The following is a 19,325-nucleotide window of genomic DNA, read 5'->3' as shown; positions in this document are numbered from 1 at the left end:
TTAATTAACAATAATATATTCGATGTTTCAAGCAGAATTTTCACAATAGAGCTAAAAAGTTTACATTAAAAAATTACCAATAATTTCAAATAACTGTAATGTTATTGAAAAGTATGGATAAATTTAATACAAAACTGAGGAAAGGAAAGTTGTGAATTTATTGTTTCATTCACATTGATTTACATTGTGGTGTTTGAAATGGTATTCCAACAGAAGCTGGAGTGGCACTGATGTTATCTAGCAAACCATTATCAGTGCCAAACTGGGTATTAGATTTCGGTAATGATATCGTCGATAGCAAGGCGAGATTTAGGCAATTTAGCATTAAAATCACCTTCGTCTCGATAGCCCAATGCGACAATGGCAAGGGCATCAAAACCTTGCTCAGTTAACCCAAGCTCATTGCTGAGAATATCAGCGTCAAAACCCTCAATGGGTACAGAGTCTATACCGAGTAGTGCAGTGCTTAGCAAAAATTGCCCAAGATTTAAGTAAACTTGCTTGCCAGTCCATGCTTTGATTGCTTCATCGCTGGTTTGATTTAAGCCGACAAAATAGCGACGGCCATTATTCATTTGTGCTTCTACTTCAGAGCCTTTTTCAAATCGGCCGTCGGCACTTTCTTTGGCAAGCACTTTATCTAAATGTGCATCATCTATATTTTGCTTTGCAGCAAATACAACAACATGTGATGCGTTAAGTACTTTGGCTTCATTAAATTTGTAATTCTCTTGTGTGCTTTTAGCCACCTGAGTTTTGCCTGTCTCAGTACTTGCGATGACGAAATGCCATGGCTGAACGTTGGTACTAGATGGGCTCAGCCTTAGTACTTGCTTAAGTAGCTCAATATCTGAATCACTAATTTTTTTATTAGGATCAAAGGCTTTTGTGGAATAACGATTGTGAATTGCATCGCGTAATGTGTACATAACAGACTCCTAAAATTGCTTTCAAGAGATAATAGGGTTTTACATAATCAATAAAAAGATGATAATGAGTTAAATAGTTTCAAAAATTTTTTGAAAATGAATACACAAGATTTAATCGTCGTGATGAAAACGGCTCAGCTTGGCAACATTAGTGCGGCGGCTGCGCAGTTAGATATGCAAGTTGCCACGGCGAGCGCTGCGATAAAGCGAGTGGAAAAGCACCTTGGCTTTCAACTTTTTGTGCGTTCTACGCGTAGCTTAAGGCTATCAAAGCAAGGTGAAACCTATTTGCCAATTTGCGAGCAGGCACTTGCGCTTTTGGCTGATGGCAAAAAACAGGTGCTTGATAACGACAACGAAATTGACGGTGAGCTAAGGTTAACCGCTCCGTCAGATTTTGGCCGTAATATTCTCCTTCCTTGGCTAGACGAATTACTTGATGAATACCCCAAACTTGCCCTGAAGCTTATTCTTAATGATCACAATCTCGACTTTTATCGTGACGGTGTTGATGTCGCGCTGCGCTATGGTGCGCCTGAAGACAGTAGCTTCTACGGCTTTAAAATTTGTGATGTGCCATTACTGCTTTGTGCCTCTACGGAATACTTAGAAAAACAAGGCACGCCAAAGGATCACGAGGAATTAAGTGAGCACCAAGGGCTATTCTTTTTGATCAGAGGCAGTAAGTTTGATACGTGGAAACTGACGAAAAATGAGCAAACTTACAAAGTGGTGCTTAAAGGGCGTAGAACCAGTAATGATGCGGATGTGGTAAAGCGCTGGTGTGCGCAAGGAGCGGGTATTTCATTGCGATCCGCGATAGACGTAGCAGACCAACTAGAACAAGGTGTGGTGCAAAGTATATTAAATGACTATCGCGTTGAATGTAAGCCGCTGTGGTTGATCTGCCCGTCAAAGCAAATGATCAACCCAAGTGTGAGAGTGCTGCGCGATAAACTAAGAAAGTACTGCCAAGCGCTTGTAGAAAAGGCCGAGCGGTATAAATAGCTCTAGGATTTGGCAGAGTCCGTATTTTTTAGCTTGTCGGGTAAGTGGGTTGGATAACCAAACAGCGCCAACCATTTGCCTTTTAAAGTGTTTGCTTGTGAAAAGCGGTGGAACATATGACGCCACTGAGCAAAGTTAACATCTAAAGGGGTCTGCTTTGGTGCCGCACCTCTTATTCCATAACAAATTGGTATGTCTTCACGCTCCTCGATAAAGGTGCCAAAAAGCTTATCCCAAATGATCAGCACCCCGGCAAAGTTTTTATCTATATAGTCAGGATTACTGGCGTGATGGACTCTGTGGTGGGAAGGCGTATTAAAAATTCGCTCTACCATCCCTAATCGATTAACCGTTTGTGTATGAACAAAAAATTGAAAAGCTAAGTTGATTGCGACGATGGCAAATACCAAGGTCGGGGTAAATCCAAGAAGTATCATAGGCAGCCAGAACAGCCACATACCGACAATAGGGTATAGCAAGCTTTGGCGAAATGCAGTGGTAAAGTTCATGTTGTTAGAACTGTGATGGACCACGTGTGCACTCCAAAGCCAGTGAATACAATGTGATGCGCGGTGAAACCAGTAATACAAAAAATCTTGCAAGATAAACCCAAAAAGCAAAGTGAAGAGATTTAATTCAATTGTGAATAAGGCAAATTGATGGAGCCAGTAAAAGAGCGGCATCAGCACAAGCAAAGCTAGCGCGTCGCTGCCTTGATGGAGCAAGGCGAGTAGGGCATTGAGTATTGAGTCTCGCCAATCATAGTGTTCGTGGTGCTTGATATACTCCCAAGCAACACAAAGTAAAAAGATGGGACTGAGTGCCAGTAAAATTAGCGATACATCAACCATATATAGCTCCTTCTTTAGCCAAAGCTTTGGTACTTTATATGCACTAGCGTAACGGGTTAGCCATTGACAATCCTGCCAAACTGCGCCAACAATTTGTCCAAATACGACAAAAGGAACTGCAATGCACTCCACTTCGTTTGTTTATTTTTATAGTGCGTGGGTATATCTCCATGACCATTTTACCGATGACAAGAGACTGCAAGGCGAGTTTGCTGAGCTGGTAGCGTCACGGCCTGAACGTGTAACACTCGTTGAGTACGAGCGGTTGCTTGAGGTAGGGCAGGAGTTAAGCGGCGATCCCTTGATTGGTTTTGAACTGGGTAAAGCCATTCAGTTGCATGACTATGGGGCGCTTGGCTACTTGGTCGAAACCAGTAAAGACTTGCAGCAGGCTATTACCTCATTATTGCATTACGACGCCATTGTCGCTGATATTGGTCTCGCCGTATTCACAAGTGATAGCGACAATGCCAAGTTAACTTGGCAACCAAAAACCTCGCTGGGTAAGCAAGCTATTTTGCGTAATATGACCGCTTGGGTGAGCGCTGCAAGGCAGCTTTTGCGATCAACTTTATCGCCTAACCAACTCCAGCTTAGCTTTAGCGTGTGTGGCCTAGAATTACAGCGTTTGCAAACTTGGTTTGGCTGCCCCGTATCACAAAACTGCCCTGAAAATACACTCTCTTTTCCGTTAGATTTTCTTACCATGCCAGTCGCTACCGTCGACAGCCTAATGCACGAACATATTGAGCAAGCGGTTGCAAAAAGCGTATCAGCACTTTGTGATAATCATGATTTAAAAACGCGTGTTGCCAATTTACTGGCGGCAAAGCACTCACTGACTGGAGTCAACCAAGCAAGTATGGCTAAGGCATTAAACATGAGTGTGCGTTCGATGCAGCGTAAGCTAAAAACACAACGCACCAGCTTTAGAGCCTTACTCGACCAAGAGCGAAAGCATCGATTTGAACAACTCATCGGCAACGCAAGGTTACTCGATATTGTAGACGCACTCGGTTTTACAGAGCAAAGTGCGCTGAATAAAGTTTGTTTAAAATGGTATGGGAAACCACCGTCAAAGCTAAAGTGAAGAACCGAAGGTAGGTAAGTTTTGGTTTGTTAGTCAAATTCCCAGCTTCGGTGCAAATATGTAGTGGGAATACTATAGTGGGCGTCATCGATTCCTCAATTCTTAATTATTTGAATAATAAATTAACAAATCCTATAAATAGCAATAGGTATATGATGGTTATTATTAATAATGTTTTAGATCTAAATAAAGATGAGAGAAAAGAAAATTCAACTTGGTGTTGTGCTAAATTTTTAAAGAAATATTTAGGGTTTGTTTTTTTCATTATGTTTATCCTTCTCGTTTAGATTTAAGTGTTTTTGGAATTAAGCTTTTTCCTCTAATTGGTTGTGTTAAAAAATAAAAGTTAAAACCTATAATTAGTAAAAATAAACTAATGGTTATTAAGTTTAAGGCTTTGTGTGTGGCTGCTAAAGTTAAAGATAACTTTGTGATGGAAAAAGAAAAAAACGGAATTAGTAGGGTTTTAATCATGTTTTTACTCGAAATTAAATGCCTGATTTTTTTTAAAGTTTTTGAAGGTGTAGAGTTTTTAAAAATACCTAAAGCAACTAAAGTTCAGCATGAAATCTTCAATGAAGAAATAATAGGTTTCACTAAAATATCGCATAGTAAATATTTTTCTTCCGGGAGTATAGAGCTATTTACATTAATCTAGTCAATTCCAGTCGGGGACTCGCTGTATACGAGTCCTAAATGCGACTTGATAAAACTACCATAAAAATTCACAAGAACAAAAATCAATAAAATAAAATTTATCACATTATATCATAGTGTTAGTTGTGTTTGTTATAGAGCAATAGCAACTAGATTTGCCAATCATAATAATTATTTTCAGGTATGTAGCCGACAGGGTGGGATTCCACTTCAGTTTTCAGTTTGTGCTGACACCCACCTAAAGTTTCTGACACCCACCTAAAGTTTGTGTATTCAAAAGATGACAGCTTCAACTTTGAAGTGCCTCCCCTGTATCGGTGAAAATATGGGATGGGTATTATCTGTTCGCTCTCTTTTTAAACCTAAATTTACCGGCAACGTTATGTTGAAAGTCGAATAGTAGTGATTATTCTTCTTTAATCATGTTAAACCGCTAGTCCTTTTTATGCTTTGCTTCTTCAGAGCAATATGATTCTTGATGCGTACTTTCTACGCAATGACAAAACCAGCTTTCAAAACGTTTGAGATAATAAGCTCCTCCGAATCCATCGTTCTTATCATAAACAATGTAATCAGTGCCGCCACCTCTAAGGTACTTCTCTCCGGTGCCAACATATTCCCAATAGGTTAAGGAAGTGAATAAATAATTGTCATTAACCAAAAAACCAAGAAAATTAGGAGTATGTTCATAAAGGTAAGTTTTGATCGTGACGTGTTTCATTCCCTCGGCTTGCAACCTTTGCTTGGTAAATTCTATTTCCTTTAATACTGATTGGACTACAGAATATCTTTCCGTACCACCATCGATTGAGCCGACTTGTTGCGGCGCTAATAAAGCTATCTCTATGACTATTTGCTTTTTACTCAACAGACACATCTCTGAGCTTGGATCTAAAAATCTGGCAATTACAGTACTCCAGCCATGTCTTCCTGCGACACCGATATATTTGATATTTATTTCTCGTTCAGATTCACATAGTCGACCAATGTCTCCTAACAAGTCATTGGATTTAATTATTTTTACTTCTCTACGATTGTGCAAAACAGCATCGTATATTTTGAACAAAAGCTCCAGCAAGATAAATGCAATAGGTAACATCAACCCTGTTTTGATGGTGTTGGCGACTTCAACTCTAAAAAATAATTCAGTTGGCAGCATGTCAACAACAACTGCAAGTAACAATAATAATATTAGTAGTTCTTTTTTAGTCGTTTCATATGCGATACGAAGTCGGGCCAGAAGATTTGCTTTCCTTTGCATGAGGAAGTCCTGTTATTTTATTTTTGATCAATTAAGTATTGTAAACTTTACTGGTAATGCAATTTTTCTTCATCGTTAGCATTAATCTTATTTATCGAACCTTTAACTTATTTAACTATTTGAAAGTAAAGCTTTTCATTCCAGGCGCCGACAGCAAGAAAGATTTATCTTGAGAATCAAAATTACTCAATTGCCAAGTGCTATATTTAAGATTACAACTACTCCACTTTAATGTGGCCCTTGAATTTGCCCACTAACCCTATGTTAAATCGTGGGGTGCCTAAACCATCATGTACTGATGTGCTAACGCATCGCCACCTAAGGATTATTTAGATGCTATCTACTCTATTCGTTGTTGATCAAAATGCAGATGTACTGCCTTTGGCAAATAACGTAGTGACGTTTGAAACGTATTTGCAAGAGTACCCAAAGCTCGGTGAATCAAAACTTCGAGTGATTAATTTATGTGACTGTGACCGTTATTTAAGCCAAGGTTATTACTGCTCTTTACTTGCTGAAGCGCGTAATCACCAAGTGCTTCCGAGTCTAAAGGTTATTAATGGTTTACGTGATGGCGATAATGCGTTGTTTTTATCGCAAGCTTGGTTTGATAAGCGTGGGATCGCGATTACCGATGACGCTGAGCTGATCATTTGTATGGGCGAAACCCAACAGCCTGAGTTTAGTAAGTTGGCGGCGTATTTATTTCAGCAATTTCCTGCGCCCTTACTAAAAGTGACATTACAGCAGCAAGATAAAGGCGTGCGAGTGCAGGTGCAGCGTCGCGACTTTTCGACACTACAGGTGGCGCAGCTTGAGTTTTGTACTCAAGTATTAGGTCATGTGCATGCCACTCAGTGGAACAAACGTAAGAGCCACAAAAAGTATCGCTGGGATATTGCGATGTTGGTGGACCACGATGAAAAATTGCCGCCAAGTAATAAAGGGGCGATCAGCCGCTTTGTTAAAGCGGGTGAAAAGCTTGGCATTAAAGTACATCCATTAGAAGCGGCTGAGTTATACAACTTAGGCCAATACGATGGGCTATTTATTCGTGAAACCACAGCGATTGATCACCATACTTATCGCCTTGCGCAAGAAGCCGAGCAAAAAGATTTAGTGGTAATTGATGACCCAAGCTCGATCCTACGCTGTTGTAATAAGGTGTTTTTACATGATGCTTTTAATTACAAGAAGGTGCCAAGTTTAGAAACGCGATTTGTGAGTCAGTGTAATGAACAAGTAATCGATAAACTCATTGCTGAGTTATCGTTACCTATGGTGCTTAAAATGCCTGAGAGTTCGTTCTCAAAAGGCGTATTTAAAGTAAAAACCAAAGAAGAGCTTGGCGAGCGTTTACAAGAGCTGATGAGCGTCTCTGCGATTGTGTTGGCACAAGCTTACTTATACACGGACTACGATTGGCGTATTGGGGTGTTAAATGGCCGTGCAATTTACGCATGCCGTTACCATATGGCACGTAACCATTGGCAAATCTACAACCATGAGTCAAAACGCAATTTCTCGGGTGGGTTTGACACGCTACCAACCTTTGAAGTGCCAAAAGCGGTGTTACGTGCAGCCTTAAAAGCAGCAGCAGTTGTGGGTAATGGTTTGTATGGTATTGATATTAAAGAGCACAACGGCAAAGCCTACGTGCTTGAAGTAAACGACAACCCGAATATTGACCAAGGGGTTGAAGACAAATATCTCGGTGACGAGCTGTACATGCAAGTGATGTCTGAATTTTCAAGACGCCTTGAAGCGAGAGGTAAAAAGTAATGTTGCAAGCCGCGTTGGTGCTTGAAAAGGCGACACAGCACGATTTGAATTCACTAAATGCGTTGGAGCAAAGCTGCTTTAGTGCGGATAGACTGAGTCGTCGCCAACTCAAGCATTACATCAGTTTTGAACATAGTCTGCTGCTCACTGCAACGTTAGCAGGGGAACTTGTGGGCTATGGATTGCTTTGGTTGCACCAAGGAACGCGGCTGGCAAGGCTTTATTCATTGGCGGTATCGCCTCATCATCAAGGTAAGGGGATCGCACGCCAACTGATGTCTGAGCTTGAAGTCAGAGCGGGTGAAATGGGCTGGTTATATATGCGTTTAGAAGTGGCTAAACGCAATGACGCTGCCATCGGCTTATATAAACGCATGGGTTATCGTGTATTTGGCGAGTATCAAAACTACTATGCGGATCATGATGACGCGCTAAGAATGCAAAAATGTGTGCGTAAGCTGTCGCAAAAGGCGGTGTTGCATCAGGCTCCTTGGTATCAACAAACAACAGACTTTACCTGCGGACCGGCGTCACTGATGATGGCAATGGCAAGCATAGATCCAGGCTGTATGGGCGATCAGGCCTTAGAGCTTGAGATATGGCGTGAAGCGACCACCATCTTTATGACCGCAGGTCACGGCGGCTGTCACCCATTTGGTTTGGCATTGGCTGCGGAGCGCCGTGGTTTTGCGGCAGAGGTGATGGTGAATACGGCAGGCCCGCTATTTTTAGATGGCGTGAGAAGCGCGCAGAAAAAGCAGGTGATGACCTTAGTTCATGAGCAATTCCGTCAAGAGTGTGAATATCGTGATATTGCTATTCACCAAGCCGATGTAAAGCTTGAACAGGTTGAACAATGGTTGTTACAGGGCAGTGCGGTATTGGCCTTGATCAGCACTTATCGGCTAAACGGTAAAAAGGCGCCGCATTGGGTGCTTATTACGGGGTTGGATGAGTTGTGCTTATATCTTAATGACCCTGATGTTGAGGACGACCAAAACCCTATCGACTGCCAGCAAGTACCCATCGCAAGGTCGGATTTTGAAAAAATGATGACGTTTGGCGCAAGCAAGTTAAGTGCGCTGGTGGTGTTGCACGAGTCATTTTAAATAACCTTTTCGGTTATAAGTCAAAGGGCCTGTATTCGGCCCTTTGTTTTTAGCGCTACATGGCGTTTATAGCGTTTTCAAAAACTCAACGATTTGCCACTTTTCATTGTCACTCAAGGTAGTGCCGTAAACGTGACCGCTGTTATCATTGCCCGGCATCACTTCACCGCTGGCTTTGTTCACTTTGAACTCGTTCATGCCTTGATGAGTAATATAGCCAACATTGATAGGGTCGAATTCGCGACTGCCAACCCAGAAGGTATCTGGGCGTGACTCTGGTGATTGTAGTAGTGACCATAGGTTTGGCACCGAGCCATTATGTAAATATGGCGCGGTTGCCCAAATTCCATTTAACGGCCTTGCTTTGTAGACACCCGCGTCGTAAAAACCATCCACACAATCTTCGTTAGTATTGGGGGTTAACTGTTGTCTATTTGCCAAATAGACTTTGAGGCGCTCTTCAATGGATTTTTTCACTGTGGTTTTCTTACCATCTGGCCCAGTGCGCTCTGCTATTAAGCCCGCTTCGATTGCTTTGATGGGATCTTTTAGCACTAGACCCACCACGCCATTTACTGGGATATCGATAGCGCTATCCACGGCTTGGAATTTGTCTCCCGCGATAATGTCGGTTTTTGTGCCTTCCAAGAACAATGTTTTTGCCATGTGGCAGCTGGCGTTATTAGACATAGTGGGATCGGTACCAATCTCTTTTACCGGTACTTTTACCGCTTCGTAATCTTTAAGTAGATTTTTTTGGTCAATTAATTGATGGCAGCTAGCACAATTTGCTTGGAATAGCATTTTTCCTTGTGCCGCCTTATTGGTGTCAATCCCTGGAAGGTATTGCTCAGGCCAAGCTGGTGGCAGAAGTGTTTTTACCCACGCTTCTAGTTGCCCTAACGCATGTAAGTCTACCGTTGAGCTATATCGAGCATGTTTCCCCCAAACGCGCTGCCAAACCGGTGCTTCTTCAATGGATAACGAACCAAACACACCGACAACTTCACCAATGTTGCGTACTAATGGGCCGACCACAGGAATATTGGGTGCGGAAGCATTCCACTGCACAACATTTGACTGGTGCGTCCCCCATAAAAATGGATAGGAGACGGGCGCGGTGGGCGCATTTTTATTGTTAAGGTCGTCAAGCGCAAATGCCGTACCGGCGTTTTGAATATTGCCAAACGCATCAAGTCGAGCATAGCTGGTAAAATCGTCTGGATAGTCTTCGGGTAAGTCATTAACGGTTTGTCGCTCGGCGGTTGCAAGCGCCACATGCTTGAGATCGTCTCGTAAATCATCAATCAATTCTTGCGATGCCCCTTCTTTTAATACGCGCATCGCGAAACGGCTAAACTTTTGATTATCGTTAAGGGTCGCTTCTAACGCGGCATTAAGGCGGCTAAAGAAGAGTACAAAGTTGGCGAGGGTGGGCGCACCTTCTACCAAGATTTTTGTGCCGTTATAGTCAATTTGGTTAGTGTGACATGCCGCACAGGTCATCCCGACCCAAGCTTGTCCCGTGGTTTGATTGTTATGCACGGCAAAACCGATGGGCAAGCCTGAAGGGTTATTGGCGGCGGTTTTACTGGGCAGGTAGCGCAGCATTTCCATATGTTCGCTATCGCGAAAGAGCTTTTTACTGTTGGGTTGCTCTAACCAAGTAAACCAAGTATAGGGAATGATTTGTGACCCTTGGCCTGTAAACCAAAAGTCTTGCCGAAGTTTATCTGACCACCCTTGATTGAGCCAAACTCGCTCAGGCACTTGGCCAGATTCTGCAACTGGGTCGAGCGTTTCTTTGGGCACCGAAGGTTTTTTACTTGGTGAGCTACAACTTGCGAGAAACAGTGTGCAAGCCACTGCCGCACTTACATATTTTATTACTAGTCTGCTGTTCATGTTGAACTGTCCGTGACGGTGGAAGTATCAACTACCTTAGTACAAACTTATTAACAATCAAGTTACACGACATTACACGTGCCGCTAATTCACAAGATGAGAAAGTCTCATCTTTCCAAATATGAAATATTTATGTAAATTTATTTGTTTACACTAAATTTACTTTATTTATTTGGGAGCGGTTGTGCGTCGAAGTAGTTTTGCCATTTTTCATGTTATGGCGGTAATAGTTATCTTGGTTGGGTTACTGACAGGCCCTCGCTTGGGTATTATCAATCATGATTTTCTGGCGTTTCTTTCGCCTTTGCTTCCACAAGGCGCGTTGCTGTCAGTGCACGTGTTATTTGGTTGCTTACTCACCTTGATTGCGATTGTTTTTACTGTGGCAACCATTCGCGCACCGTTTCGTGGCGTACCAAGCAAGTTTGATAAAGCCGTTAACTACCTTGGGTATCTGGTTATCGTGCTGAGTATAGTCACAGGATGGTTACTTTGGCTCAATCCAGAGAGTCTCAGTCTAGTGATTCATGGGTTATCAGCGACAGCCATTTTTTTGTATGTGGTGTTGCATGGCATAAAGCATACGGTGTTTAAGGGCAAGCAAGTACTGAGCGTGTTATTGCCCCGAAATGCGCTTATTTTGCTCAGTTGCAGTATTGCTCTGGTGTATTTTTGCGGCCTTGGCATAAAGCTTATTGTTGCAGATCAGCATTTACGGTTAGAAGTTGCGCCGCTATCAAGGCAAAGCCACTTTGAAATAGACGGTAAAGGAGACGAGCCTGAATGGTTGCGTGCTAAGCCTATTAAGTTAACTACATTTGGTGGTGCAAACTTCTTGGATGGGAGTAGTGAGGTCGAAATAAAAGCGTTGAGCAACCATGATGAAACCTTCTTTCTGATCCGCTGGCAAGATCCGACCGAAAGCCTAGAGCATCTGCCGCTGGAAAAAACCTCGGACGGTTGGCAAGTACAAGAAAATGGCTTTTATCGCTTTGACGAGCGCACTTATTACGAAGATAAGTTTGCCATCATGTTATCGACAACCTGTGAACTAGGAGGTGATGGCACCGTTCAATACGGCGATGCGCCGCTTGCAGGTAAGCCCCGTAACTGGCATGGCAAGGGCTATCACGCAAGTACGGACGGCCGCACGCGAGACTTATGGCACTGGAAAGCGCTGAGAACCAATGACATGTACTTGGCCGATGATAATTTTTTTGGGCCACCTCAAAGCGTTGCACTTGGGCAAAGGCGTTACACCGCAGGATATCAACCTGATGGCAAAGAAAGCGGTGCTTATGTGATGAATTGGCGTTGGTACTCACCGACTGAGGTTACGCCAAAGCGAATGCCAATTCCATCGCCAGATATCACTGAGCGCAAAGTCCTTGATTGGTTTGCCAGCGAAACCTACAACCCACAACGAGACATGGCGAAAATTGGCGAACAGCTCCCGTCCGTGTTGTACCGTTCAAATCGTTTTGAGGGAGATAGAGCCGATGTTAGAGCTAGGGGAGAGTGGCACGATGGCTATTGGACGCTAGAGCTGGTACGTAAACACCAAACGCATTCTCCTCTTGATGTTGAACTGCGCTCTGGTGTTTGCATGTGGGTTTCGGCATTTGATCACGCACAAATCGCGCATACTCGTCACCACAGAGCGATTCAATTGAGGTATATGCTATGACCGTAGCCTCACGTTTAATACTTAGTTTAGCGATTGCCGCTGTGGCGATTAGCTACTTGTTATTCAGCCCCTCTGAGCGAGAAATTCCAACTCATGCACGCTTTATTAAAGTCACTAATGACATGCAGTTTTTGTCTGTCTGGCAGGGTCCTTGGCATTGTGTCTATGACAAAAAGCTTAATCTGCTCTGGGAAGTAAAACGAGATGATGAGTCTATCCACGATGGCTATTGGAGTTACTCTTGGTATGACGGTCAATTTGGTCATGCTGATCAAGGTGATTGTTATTTCGAAGCATCCCACTGCGATAGCCAAGATCTGATCCGTAAAACCAACCAAGCTTCTTTATGTGGTAGTGCCGAATGGCGCTTACCTACACCTGATGAGCTACGCTCTTTAATTCAAACGCCAAATAGTCCCGGACAACCCCATATCGCAAGTGATTTTTTCCCACACATTAAAAATGGTGACTATTGGAGTGGTGAGGCTGGCGTGCCATTACCCAAGTCATTTAAGCGTGAAAAGTTAGGAGCAACGGCTGTGAATTTTCAATCTGCAGAGGCGCTTTCGCTCCCATATGCAAACGCCGCATTTGTCATGTTGGTGGCTACGCCATCAACACCACTCTCATTGGCTCAAAGTCGTGCTGAGCCTGTTACTCTAAACTAGGAACCAAGGAAATGAAATATACTCAAATGGCAACTTTTGTGGTTGCAGCAGGTCTATCTTGCAGCAGTTTTGCTGCGAGTGACTACCACCGTCTTGTGTGGGACACCAGCCCAAGCACTTCAGCAACAATAGGGTTTACACCTACATCAGGCACTAATCATATTGTTAAATATGGCAGCACAACGGATGAGCAGAGTTGGCAAAGTGCTGCGGTCAGCGCTACGCATACCTTTGACGGTGGCCTCTCAAGTTCATTTGTGAAATTAACCGGCTTAACCCCTGATAGTGCGGTTTATTATCGTGTTTGTGATTCACAAGGTTGCGGGCAGCGTTTGTGGTTCAGAACTGCGCCGCAAACGGCATCAGGGATCACTGCTGTAGCTGGTGGTGATACGCGCACGGGTTGGACAACACGCCGTAAAGGCAATGAGTTGATCGCTAAAATTCGACCGCTATTTATTATGCATGGTGGCGATTACACCAATGCAAACTCCGTTTCTGAAATGCGTGAATACTTAAAAGATTGGCAATTAACCTTTTCGGATGATTTGATTGATGGCCTTGCATACAAGCGAATTTATCCATTTGTAGCAACACATGGCAATCACGAAGACGATAACTACAAAACGCTATGCGAAGTATTTGGCGTAGATTATGACCAAGATGGTGCGTGTACAGCAAAAGATACCTATGGTGCTTTTAACGTGGCGGGGCTTTTAAGGGTTTATACCTTAAACAGCCAATTTAAAAATAGTGGCTGGTCGAGCTATGCCACAGCGATGAACAATTGGCTGAAAAGCGACTTACAGTCTCAGGGCAACAGCGCAACGTGGCGTATCGCTCAGTATCACAAGCCGATGTATCCTCACTATTCAGGTAAGTCAGACAACACCATATTACACACTTGGTGGGCACAAGACTTCTATAATAATGCGATGAACCTAGTGGTAGAGTCCGATACTCATATCAATAAACTGACTTACGCACTAACGCCTACCAGCAATGGCTTTACTGCAACGACCCAAGGCGGCACCGTTTATGTGGGTGAGGGAAGCTGGGGTGCACCGGCAAGAAGCGCCAATGATCCAAAAAGCTGGACTATCGACCTTGCGAGTATTCAACAGTTTAAAGTGTTGAGTGTGACAAATGATAAGCTTACTGTTCGAACTGCTGAGTTTTCAAGCAATGCAACTGCCTTATCTAAAGCGCAGCGAGGTGCCGATCCGCTCGCGTTACCTATGAATATGACATGGTGGTATGCCGCCGAAATTGGTGATGAACTGAATCTGATCAAAGCAAGCAATAATCTATCTGTGATAGAAACCCCCATTGTTGAGCCGCCAGCTGCAATTGAACTTATCAGTGGTCAAACACAAGCGAATGTCACTGGCGTTAAGTCTTCTCAGACACTTTATTACATTGATGTGCCTGCAGGAGCGACGCAGCTAAAAGTTGAAACGGCGGGCGGCAGTGGGGATGTAGATATGTATGTGCGCTTTAATGCGGAACCAACGACACAAAACTACGATTGTCGACCCTATAAATCAGGTAATAATGAAGTCTGTACGATTACTCCAGTACAAACTGGTCGTTACTATGTCATGCTTGATGGCTATGAGCGTTATTCGGGCGTTGCGCTAACAGCTACGGTTTATACTGACACTCCACCAGATCAAGGTAATAGCCAGCAATGGTTGGATCAATCCGCCAGCAAAGGCCAGTGGCAGTATTATACTTTTGACGTGGCACAGGGGACACAGAGCCTACAAGTAAAGGCATTGGGTGGTACTGGAGATGCTGATTTATATCTGCGTTTTGGTCAACAACCAAATAGTAATACCTACGAGTGTCGGCCTTATGAAAATGGCAATAATGAAACGTGCACAATCACCAATCCAAATGCGGGAACTTGGTATATTGGACTCTATGGTTACGCTGCTTTTTCAGGGTTGACTTTACAAGCAGAAAGTCAATAACCCTGTAAATGAGAGCTTGGTGGTTATTGATGTAACGATCAAGCTCACTTTAAAACTGACCGAATATTGAGAGTAACTTGACTGCGCACAATTAATGGAATTGAGACAATAATCAAGGTACAATAGCGCTGCATTTTTGGACACTTAGGTGTTTTGATGCAACGACCTCTGACGCGCGCAATCGTTGCGGTTCGTAGGGAAGAATAAATTTACCACGTGTTTGGCTATGTTCCGTGGTGATAACAAGGATCACATTATGAATACAAAACTTCTCGTTGGCTTAGGTGCTGTGGCTATTGCCGTTGGTGCTTATGTAACCACTCAATCATCATCTTCTTCAAGCATCGCGATGGAACAACTGGAATATGTTCCGGCTGATACCGCGGTATTTTGGGGGCAATTAACGCCTTTTGAGCAACAAAAATATTTGTCTTTCATGCCTGAAGAGCTTCGACAGGTTCAAAATATCGAAGAGATAACTGGGTTGCTTAGAAAAGAAAATGATAAGCACTTGGACTTTGTAGCAACGCTACTAGAGCAATACAATCTAGCGATGACATCCCCTGAACAAATGAAAGCTATCTTAGGCATGGGTGATACGGTCAGAAGTGTATTCTACACAGTTGGTTTGCTGCCAACATTGCGCTATGAACTGGCGGATCCTGAGGCTTTTCAACGTACGATAAAAATGGCTGCAAAAGATGCCGAAATCACATACCAAGAAGATACGCTTGATGGTGTCGCATTAACGCGTTATCAGCTTGAGTTCGCGCCAGAAGCTAAAATTGAGCTTATCACATCCGTGCAAGGTCAATGGGTAACAACAACATTTAACACGCCAATTAACACCGAAGCGGATTTAAAAGTTGCTTTGGGTATTGCCAAACCAGCCCAGTCACTGGCGCAATCTGGCAAACTTGAGCAATACAATACGCAGTTTGGTTTTGATGGTTCGTCAATTGCGTTTCTGAACCATGTGGCTATCGTCGATGGTATTACTGCAAACAAGCAGTCTGATTTGACTCGTATGTTAAATAATCTATTGCAGCTAGGTGGTGGTACTGAGAAATTAGCAGCGGTACGTGCTCCAGAGTGTCAGGCGGACTACAGCGAAATCGCCAATCTGTGGCCTGCGACGGTATTGGGTACCAAGAATATCAAATTTACAAATTCCGCAATCGACTTTGAAGTTGATACTGTGGTGGTGGGTAAAGATGCTGAACTGATGAAAGCGCTTGGGTCTATCCGTGGTTTTATTCCTGCGCACGTCACCAACGGCGAAGAGAAAGTGCTAGGGTTTGGCTATGGTGTTGATGTTGCAAAAGTTGCACCGCTTGTAAACACCCTTTGGGGCCGCTTTACTAAAGCTGAATTCAAGTGTTCTGAACTCGTTGCACTACAGCAGCAAGCGAAACAAAACAGTCCAATGGCTATTGCGATGATGACAGGCATGGCGAACTCGGTTAAAGGCGTGAGTGCATCCGTTTTTGATCTTGTTATGGAGCCAAACGACCAAGGCATGCCAGAACCTAAAACGTTTGATGCGCTAGTCACATTGTCTGCCGAAGATCCTTTAGTACTTGTTAATACGGTGAAAGGGCTTGCACCTATGCTGGGTCAAATTCAAATCCCAGAAGATGGTACTCCGGTTTCAATTAACCAGTACATTCCATCTCCGCAGCCATTGGGTATGGATATCAAGTTGGCGGTTAAAGGCGATCACTTAGTGCTGTTTACGGGTGAAAAGGCGACAATTATTGCTGAGAAAATGGCAAGCCAAGCACTAGAAACTAATGGCATGACGCATTTCAGTATGGATATGCAAGCGTTTTTAGCACCAATGTTAGAGGCGGCAAAAGCGACTGGTCAACCAATGCCCGAAGGTATTGATGCATTTTTACAGCAAAATATGGTGTTTGAGTTTAGTATGGATGTTGCAGATCATGGCCTTGTATTTGGCACTGATATGAAGCTGAAAAAACTATAACGAGCAAAAACCCAAATGATGTTAAAAATGCCGACTTTAAGTCGGCATTTTTGTTCTAAAATCACATTTACTTTATCAAAATTGGTAGCTTACTGTCGCTTTAATGTTTCTGCCAAGCTCTGCGGGGTCGTTCGCTTCACTTGCTGGCGCTCGCAAATAACGCTTATCCGTTAGGTTGTCTACACCCAGTCGGGCAGAAAAGCCTGATAATACTCCCTCACCTTGGTATTTTACGTTGAGGTTGTAGATAGTATAGGTCCCAGTACCGTATCCGCGTGTGATGAGATCTTCGCTAAGGCGCTGTTGAGCTCTGTAGTGTAACAATTGAAAACCCAGATTTAAATTACTGTTCAATTGATAATTGGTATTCCAAGTAAGCTTATCTGCTGGTGCTTCAGAATATGGCTGGCGTGTATGGTCAATAGTGCCTAAAAAGAAATTAGGTACACCGACGACATCCATATTCATAGAGGCGTATCCTAGGTAGATGTCTAATTTTTTAAATGAATACTGTGCCTCAATTTCAATACCGTGACTGAATAACTTGCCGATGTTTTTCGCACTATAATCACGGTGTGTGGCGACAGGGACCCCATTGCTGGGATTGGGACCGGGTGAGCCGAGCTGTTTATTGCCATTCTCATCGATGTAGTACATAAAAGGTACATTGTCGATGTAATTATCTACCTCACTATCAAAGTACATGACTTTTACACTGAAGTTATCAGCGAAGGATAAGTCTTGCCAACTCAAACCAAAACCAACTTCGTAGCTTTGAGAGTCTTCGGCTTTTAAATCTGGTTGCGGTTCGCTAAAGCAAATTTTTCCACCAATATGACATCTCCACTCATCTTTTTTATACAACTCTTGAAGCGAAGGTGCTCGAAATGCCTCCGCGGCTTTAGCGTAAAAATTAAGATAATCCGCGACTTTAAAAGTTACTCCTAGCTCGCTAGAGAGTTCAGAATCATCATTATCGGAATAGGCGACAAAATGGTTACTTGAGCGGGTGTATTTATCGAATCTCACACCTCCTGTAAGGAGTAATCTCTCATTTAAAAACTGACTTTGATCGATAACAGAAATTGACCAATTGGAGGCGTCGCTATCGCCATAGTAGGTTGACTTATCAGCAGGATTTTCGTCCCATTGCTGTTGGTCGAAGCTTTCGGATTCGTACTGCGCTTCAATGGCTAGCTTGTGCTTTATTTTCCCAGTGAATGTAGCCAAGTTAGCGACTCTCAAGCCTTTGCGCGTACTTTCTCCATTTTTCTCTCCATCATAGTTAATTTTGTTGCTGCCGCGTTCAATATAACCTTTGGTGATTTCATCATAGGTTTTTTGTGCAAAGAATGCTTGTATATCTAAGTCAAGCAACTCGCTAACACCTTGATACGTGTAGTTGAGCATTCCTTCCAGATAGTCATTTTTGTAATCTTCTGCAAGTGTCGGATAGGCCAACGCTAAGTCTATGCGCTGGGCATACGGCTGATCGATTGACTCGGTTTTACTGTAATCAATTTTACTGCTCAAAGTATGGTGTTCGTTGATGTACCAAGTATTTTTAAGCGCGAGGTTTTGACGTTTTGACTGATTCTTTATTTTACTTATCTGCTGAATACTATCGTCTTCTGCGGCTTTGGTGTCTGCCACGACATCAATATCGTTAAATTCCACTTGGCTAAGAGACAAGACCGTATCACTGTGATCATTCAGGTGAAATAGACTGACGTTAATATCATTGGCATCCGATACAGATAAATGTGTGACCGAAGCTTTGCTGCCAAATCCATGCTGGTCATTTAGGTAATCTGCAGCGTTTTTGGTTACGAGTCGTATACTCCCTCCGATGGCCCCAGAACCGACGGTTAAAGAATCGGCACCTCGCAATACTTGCACTTGCTTTAATTGATCTGGGTTTATTCCCAAGGAATTAATTTGCGCGATATTTTGGCTGCCATCCGAATCAATCTTACGCTTCACATTGTCTACAGAGATGTGTATTCGTTCACCGTACAACCCTCGAATGGCGGGTTGTCCAGAGAGCGGCGTCACGCTACCAAATAGTTCAACATTGGGGAGAGTCTTGAGTAATTGGTTTAAATCGGATGCTTGTTGCCGCGCTATTTGCTCTTCCGTTAGCGCTGAAACTGAAGCCGCTACATCATGGTTTAAGGTCGATAATTTGTGTCCCAACACCTCTATTTTTTCAATTTCGGAATTGGTTGGGGAAGACGGCTCAGCATATGCATTCCAGCCGCTGAAGGTTGCAAGAATGGATAAAGAGAGAGTAGAGAGTTTCATATTATTAATCCTTAATAAAAATAATTACCATTTGCAATTGCGGCGAAGATGTTAGTTGTTATAAGATCTAATTGCAATAAATAATTACTTATAGTTATATAGATAAAGGCG

Annotated in this window: 14 protein-coding genes; 9 read left to right on the top strand and 5 right to left on the bottom strand. The window is 43.1% G+C overall.

The features are described 5' to 3' along the window. Positions 1 to 269 precede the first annotated feature (269 nt). Entirely contained in the window at positions 270 to 929 is a 660-nt protein-coding gene (gene nfsB, locus L3V43_RS01685) for an oxygen-insensitive NAD(P)H nitroreductase (protein WP_237115837.1), read from the bottom strand. Between the two features lie 96 nt (positions 930 to 1,025). Here nfsB and L3V43_RS01680 point away from each other — a divergent pair, with 96 nt between their 5' ends. Beyond that, on the top strand, positions 1,026 to 1,937 hold the full coding sequence (locus L3V43_RS01680; protein WP_237115838.1) for a LysR family transcriptional regulator: 912 nt from the start codon (positions 1,026 to 1,028) through the stop codon (positions 1,935 to 1,937). A 2-nt stretch (positions 1,938 to 1,939) separates the two neighbouring features. Here L3V43_RS01680 and L3V43_RS01675 read toward each other — a convergent pair whose 3' ends face one another. Further along, complete coding sequence (locus tag L3V43_RS01675) at positions 1,940 to 2,788, bottom strand: sterol desaturase family protein (protein WP_237115839.1); 849 nt, start codon at positions 2,786 to 2,788, stop codon at positions 1,940 to 1,942. Positions 2,789 to 2,909: 121 nt separating this feature from the next. Here L3V43_RS01675 and L3V43_RS01670 point away from each other — a divergent pair, with 121 nt between their 5' ends. Together L3V43_RS01670 and L3V43_RS01665 are read left to right on the top strand one after the other, a co-directional pair. Next, positions 2,910 to 3,878 (top strand): AraC family transcriptional regulator, encoded by a 969-nt coding sequence (locus tag L3V43_RS01670; protein ID WP_237115840.1) that lies wholly within the window; start codon positions 2,910 to 2,912, stop codon positions 3,876 to 3,878. A 403-nt stretch (positions 3,879 to 4,281) separates the two neighbouring features. Then, positions 4,282 to 4,536, top strand: a complete 255-nt coding sequence (locus L3V43_RS01665) for a hypothetical protein (RefSeq protein ID WP_237115841.1) — start codon at positions 4,282 to 4,284, stop codon at positions 4,534 to 4,536. A gap of 432 nt (positions 4,537 to 4,968) precedes the next feature. Here L3V43_RS01665 and L3V43_RS01660 read toward each other — a convergent pair whose 3' ends face one another. After that, positions 4,969 to 5,796, bottom strand: a complete 828-nt coding sequence (locus tag L3V43_RS01660) for a hypothetical protein (protein WP_010606540.1) — start codon at positions 5,794 to 5,796, stop codon at positions 4,969 to 4,971. A gap of 333 nt (positions 5,797 to 6,129) precedes the next feature. Here L3V43_RS01660 and L3V43_RS01655 point away from each other — a divergent pair, with 333 nt between their 5' ends. Both L3V43_RS01655 and L3V43_RS01650 read left to right on the top strand, forming a co-directional pair. After that, complete coding sequence (locus L3V43_RS01655; RefSeq protein WP_010606541.1) at positions 6,130 to 7,578, top strand: RimK family protein; 1,449 nt, start codon at positions 6,130 to 6,132, stop codon at positions 7,576 to 7,578. After that, positions 7,578 to 8,687 carry a GNAT family N-acetyltransferase/peptidase C39 family protein gene (locus L3V43_RS01650; protein WP_237115842.1) on the top strand — a complete coding sequence of 370 codons (1,110 nt, stop codon included), beginning with the start codon at positions 7,578 to 7,580 and terminating at the stop codon, positions 8,685 to 8,687. Before L3V43_RS01655 ends, L3V43_RS01650 begins: the two co-directional genes overlap by 1 nt. Before the next feature lie 66 nt (positions 8,688 to 8,753). Here L3V43_RS01650 and L3V43_RS01645 read toward each other — a convergent pair whose 3' ends face one another. Further along, positions 8,754 to 10,592 (bottom strand): di-heme-cytochrome C peroxidase, encoded by a 1,839-nt coding sequence (locus tag L3V43_RS01645; protein WP_237115843.1) that lies wholly within the window; start codon positions 10,590 to 10,592, stop codon positions 8,754 to 8,756. A gap of 184 nt (positions 10,593 to 10,776) precedes the next feature. On the opposite strand from L3V43_RS01645, the gene L3V43_RS01640 reads away from it, so the two are divergent. From L3V43_RS01640 to L3V43_RS01625, 4 genes are all read left to right on the top strand, one after another. Continuing rightward, positions 10,777 to 12,279, top strand: coding sequence for an ethylbenzene dehydrogenase-related protein (locus L3V43_RS01640; protein ID WP_237115844.1), 1,503 nt, complete (start codon positions 10,777 to 10,779; stop codon positions 12,277 to 12,279). Continuing rightward, positions 12,276 to 12,947: a DUF1566 domain-containing protein gene (locus L3V43_RS01635; RefSeq protein WP_174169930.1), complete on the top strand. Its 672-nt coding sequence runs from the start codon at positions 12,276 to 12,278 to the stop codon at positions 12,945 to 12,947. The genes L3V43_RS01640 and L3V43_RS01635 overlap by 4 nt, the downstream gene beginning before the upstream one ends. A gap of 11 nt (positions 12,948 to 12,958) precedes the next feature. Then, entirely contained in the window at positions 12,959 to 14,923 is a 1,965-nt protein-coding gene (locus L3V43_RS01630; RefSeq protein ID WP_237115845.1) for a pre-peptidase C-terminal domain-containing protein, read from the top strand. 256 nt (positions 14,924 to 15,179) lie between these two features. Continuing rightward, positions 15,180 to 16,910 carry a hypothetical protein gene (locus L3V43_RS01625; RefSeq protein WP_237115846.1) on the top strand — a complete coding sequence of 577 codons (1,731 nt, stop codon included), beginning with the start codon at positions 15,180 to 15,182 and terminating at the stop codon, positions 16,908 to 16,910. A gap of 75 nt (positions 16,911 to 16,985) precedes the next feature. Here the strand turns inward: L3V43_RS01625 and L3V43_RS01620 are convergent, their stop codons facing one another. Further along, positions 16,986 to 19,214, bottom strand: a complete 2,229-nt coding sequence (locus tag L3V43_RS01620) for a TonB-dependent receptor (protein WP_235366604.1) — start codon at positions 19,212 to 19,214, stop codon at positions 16,986 to 16,988. Positions 19,215 to 19,325 lie beyond the last annotated feature (111 nt).

This window comes from Pseudoalteromonas sp. L23 (genome assembly GCF_021728455.1).
Taxonomy (GTDB): domain Bacteria; phylum Pseudomonadota; class Gammaproteobacteria; order Enterobacterales; family Alteromonadaceae; genus Pseudoalteromonas.
The sequence above is the reverse complement of the archived record's forward strand: the minus strand, read 5'-3'. Positions and strand labels throughout refer to the sequence as shown.

Excerpts from the sequence above, each read along its gene's own strand:
- L3V43_RS01625 (WP_237115846.1), top strand. The coding sequence starts at position 15,180 with ATGAATACAAAACTTCTCGTTGGCTTAGGTGCTGTGGCTATTGCCGTT.
- L3V43_RS01620 (WP_235366604.1), bottom strand. The coding sequence starts at position 19,214 with ATGAAACTCTCTACTCTCTCTTTATCCATTCTTGCAACCTTCAGCGGC.
- L3V43_RS01645 (WP_237115843.1), bottom strand. The coding sequence starts at position 10,592 with ATGAACAGCAGACTAGTAATAAAATATGTAAGTGCGGCAGTGGCTTGC.
- nfsB (WP_237115837.1), bottom strand. The coding sequence starts at position 929 with ATGTACACATTACGCGATGCAATTCACAATCGTTATTCCACAAAAGCC.
- L3V43_RS01670 (WP_237115840.1), top strand. The coding sequence starts at position 2,910 with ATGCACTCCACTTCGTTTGTTTATTTTTATAGTGCGTGGGTATATCTC.
- L3V43_RS01660 (WP_010606540.1), bottom strand. The coding sequence starts at position 5,796 with ATGCAAAGGAAAGCAAATCTTCTGGCCCGACTTCGTATCGCATATGAA.
- L3V43_RS01655 (WP_010606541.1), top strand. The coding sequence starts at position 6,130 with ATGCTATCTACTCTATTCGTTGTTGATCAAAATGCAGATGTACTGCCT.
- L3V43_RS01635 (WP_174169930.1), top strand. The coding sequence starts at position 12,276 with ATGACCGTAGCCTCACGTTTAATACTTAGTTTAGCGATTGCCGCTGTG.
- L3V43_RS01650 (WP_237115842.1), top strand. The coding sequence starts at position 7,578 with ATGTTGCAAGCCGCGTTGGTGCTTGAAAAGGCGACACAGCACGATTTG.
- L3V43_RS01630 (WP_237115845.1), top strand. The coding sequence starts at position 12,959 with ATGAAATATACTCAAATGGCAACTTTTGTGGTTGCAGCAGGTCTATCT.
- L3V43_RS01680 (WP_237115838.1), top strand. The coding sequence starts at position 1,026 with ATGAATACACAAGATTTAATCGTCGTGATGAAAACGGCTCAGCTTGGC.
- L3V43_RS01675 (WP_237115839.1), bottom strand. The coding sequence starts at position 2,788 with ATGGTTGATGTATCGCTAATTTTACTGGCACTCAGTCCCATCTTTTTA.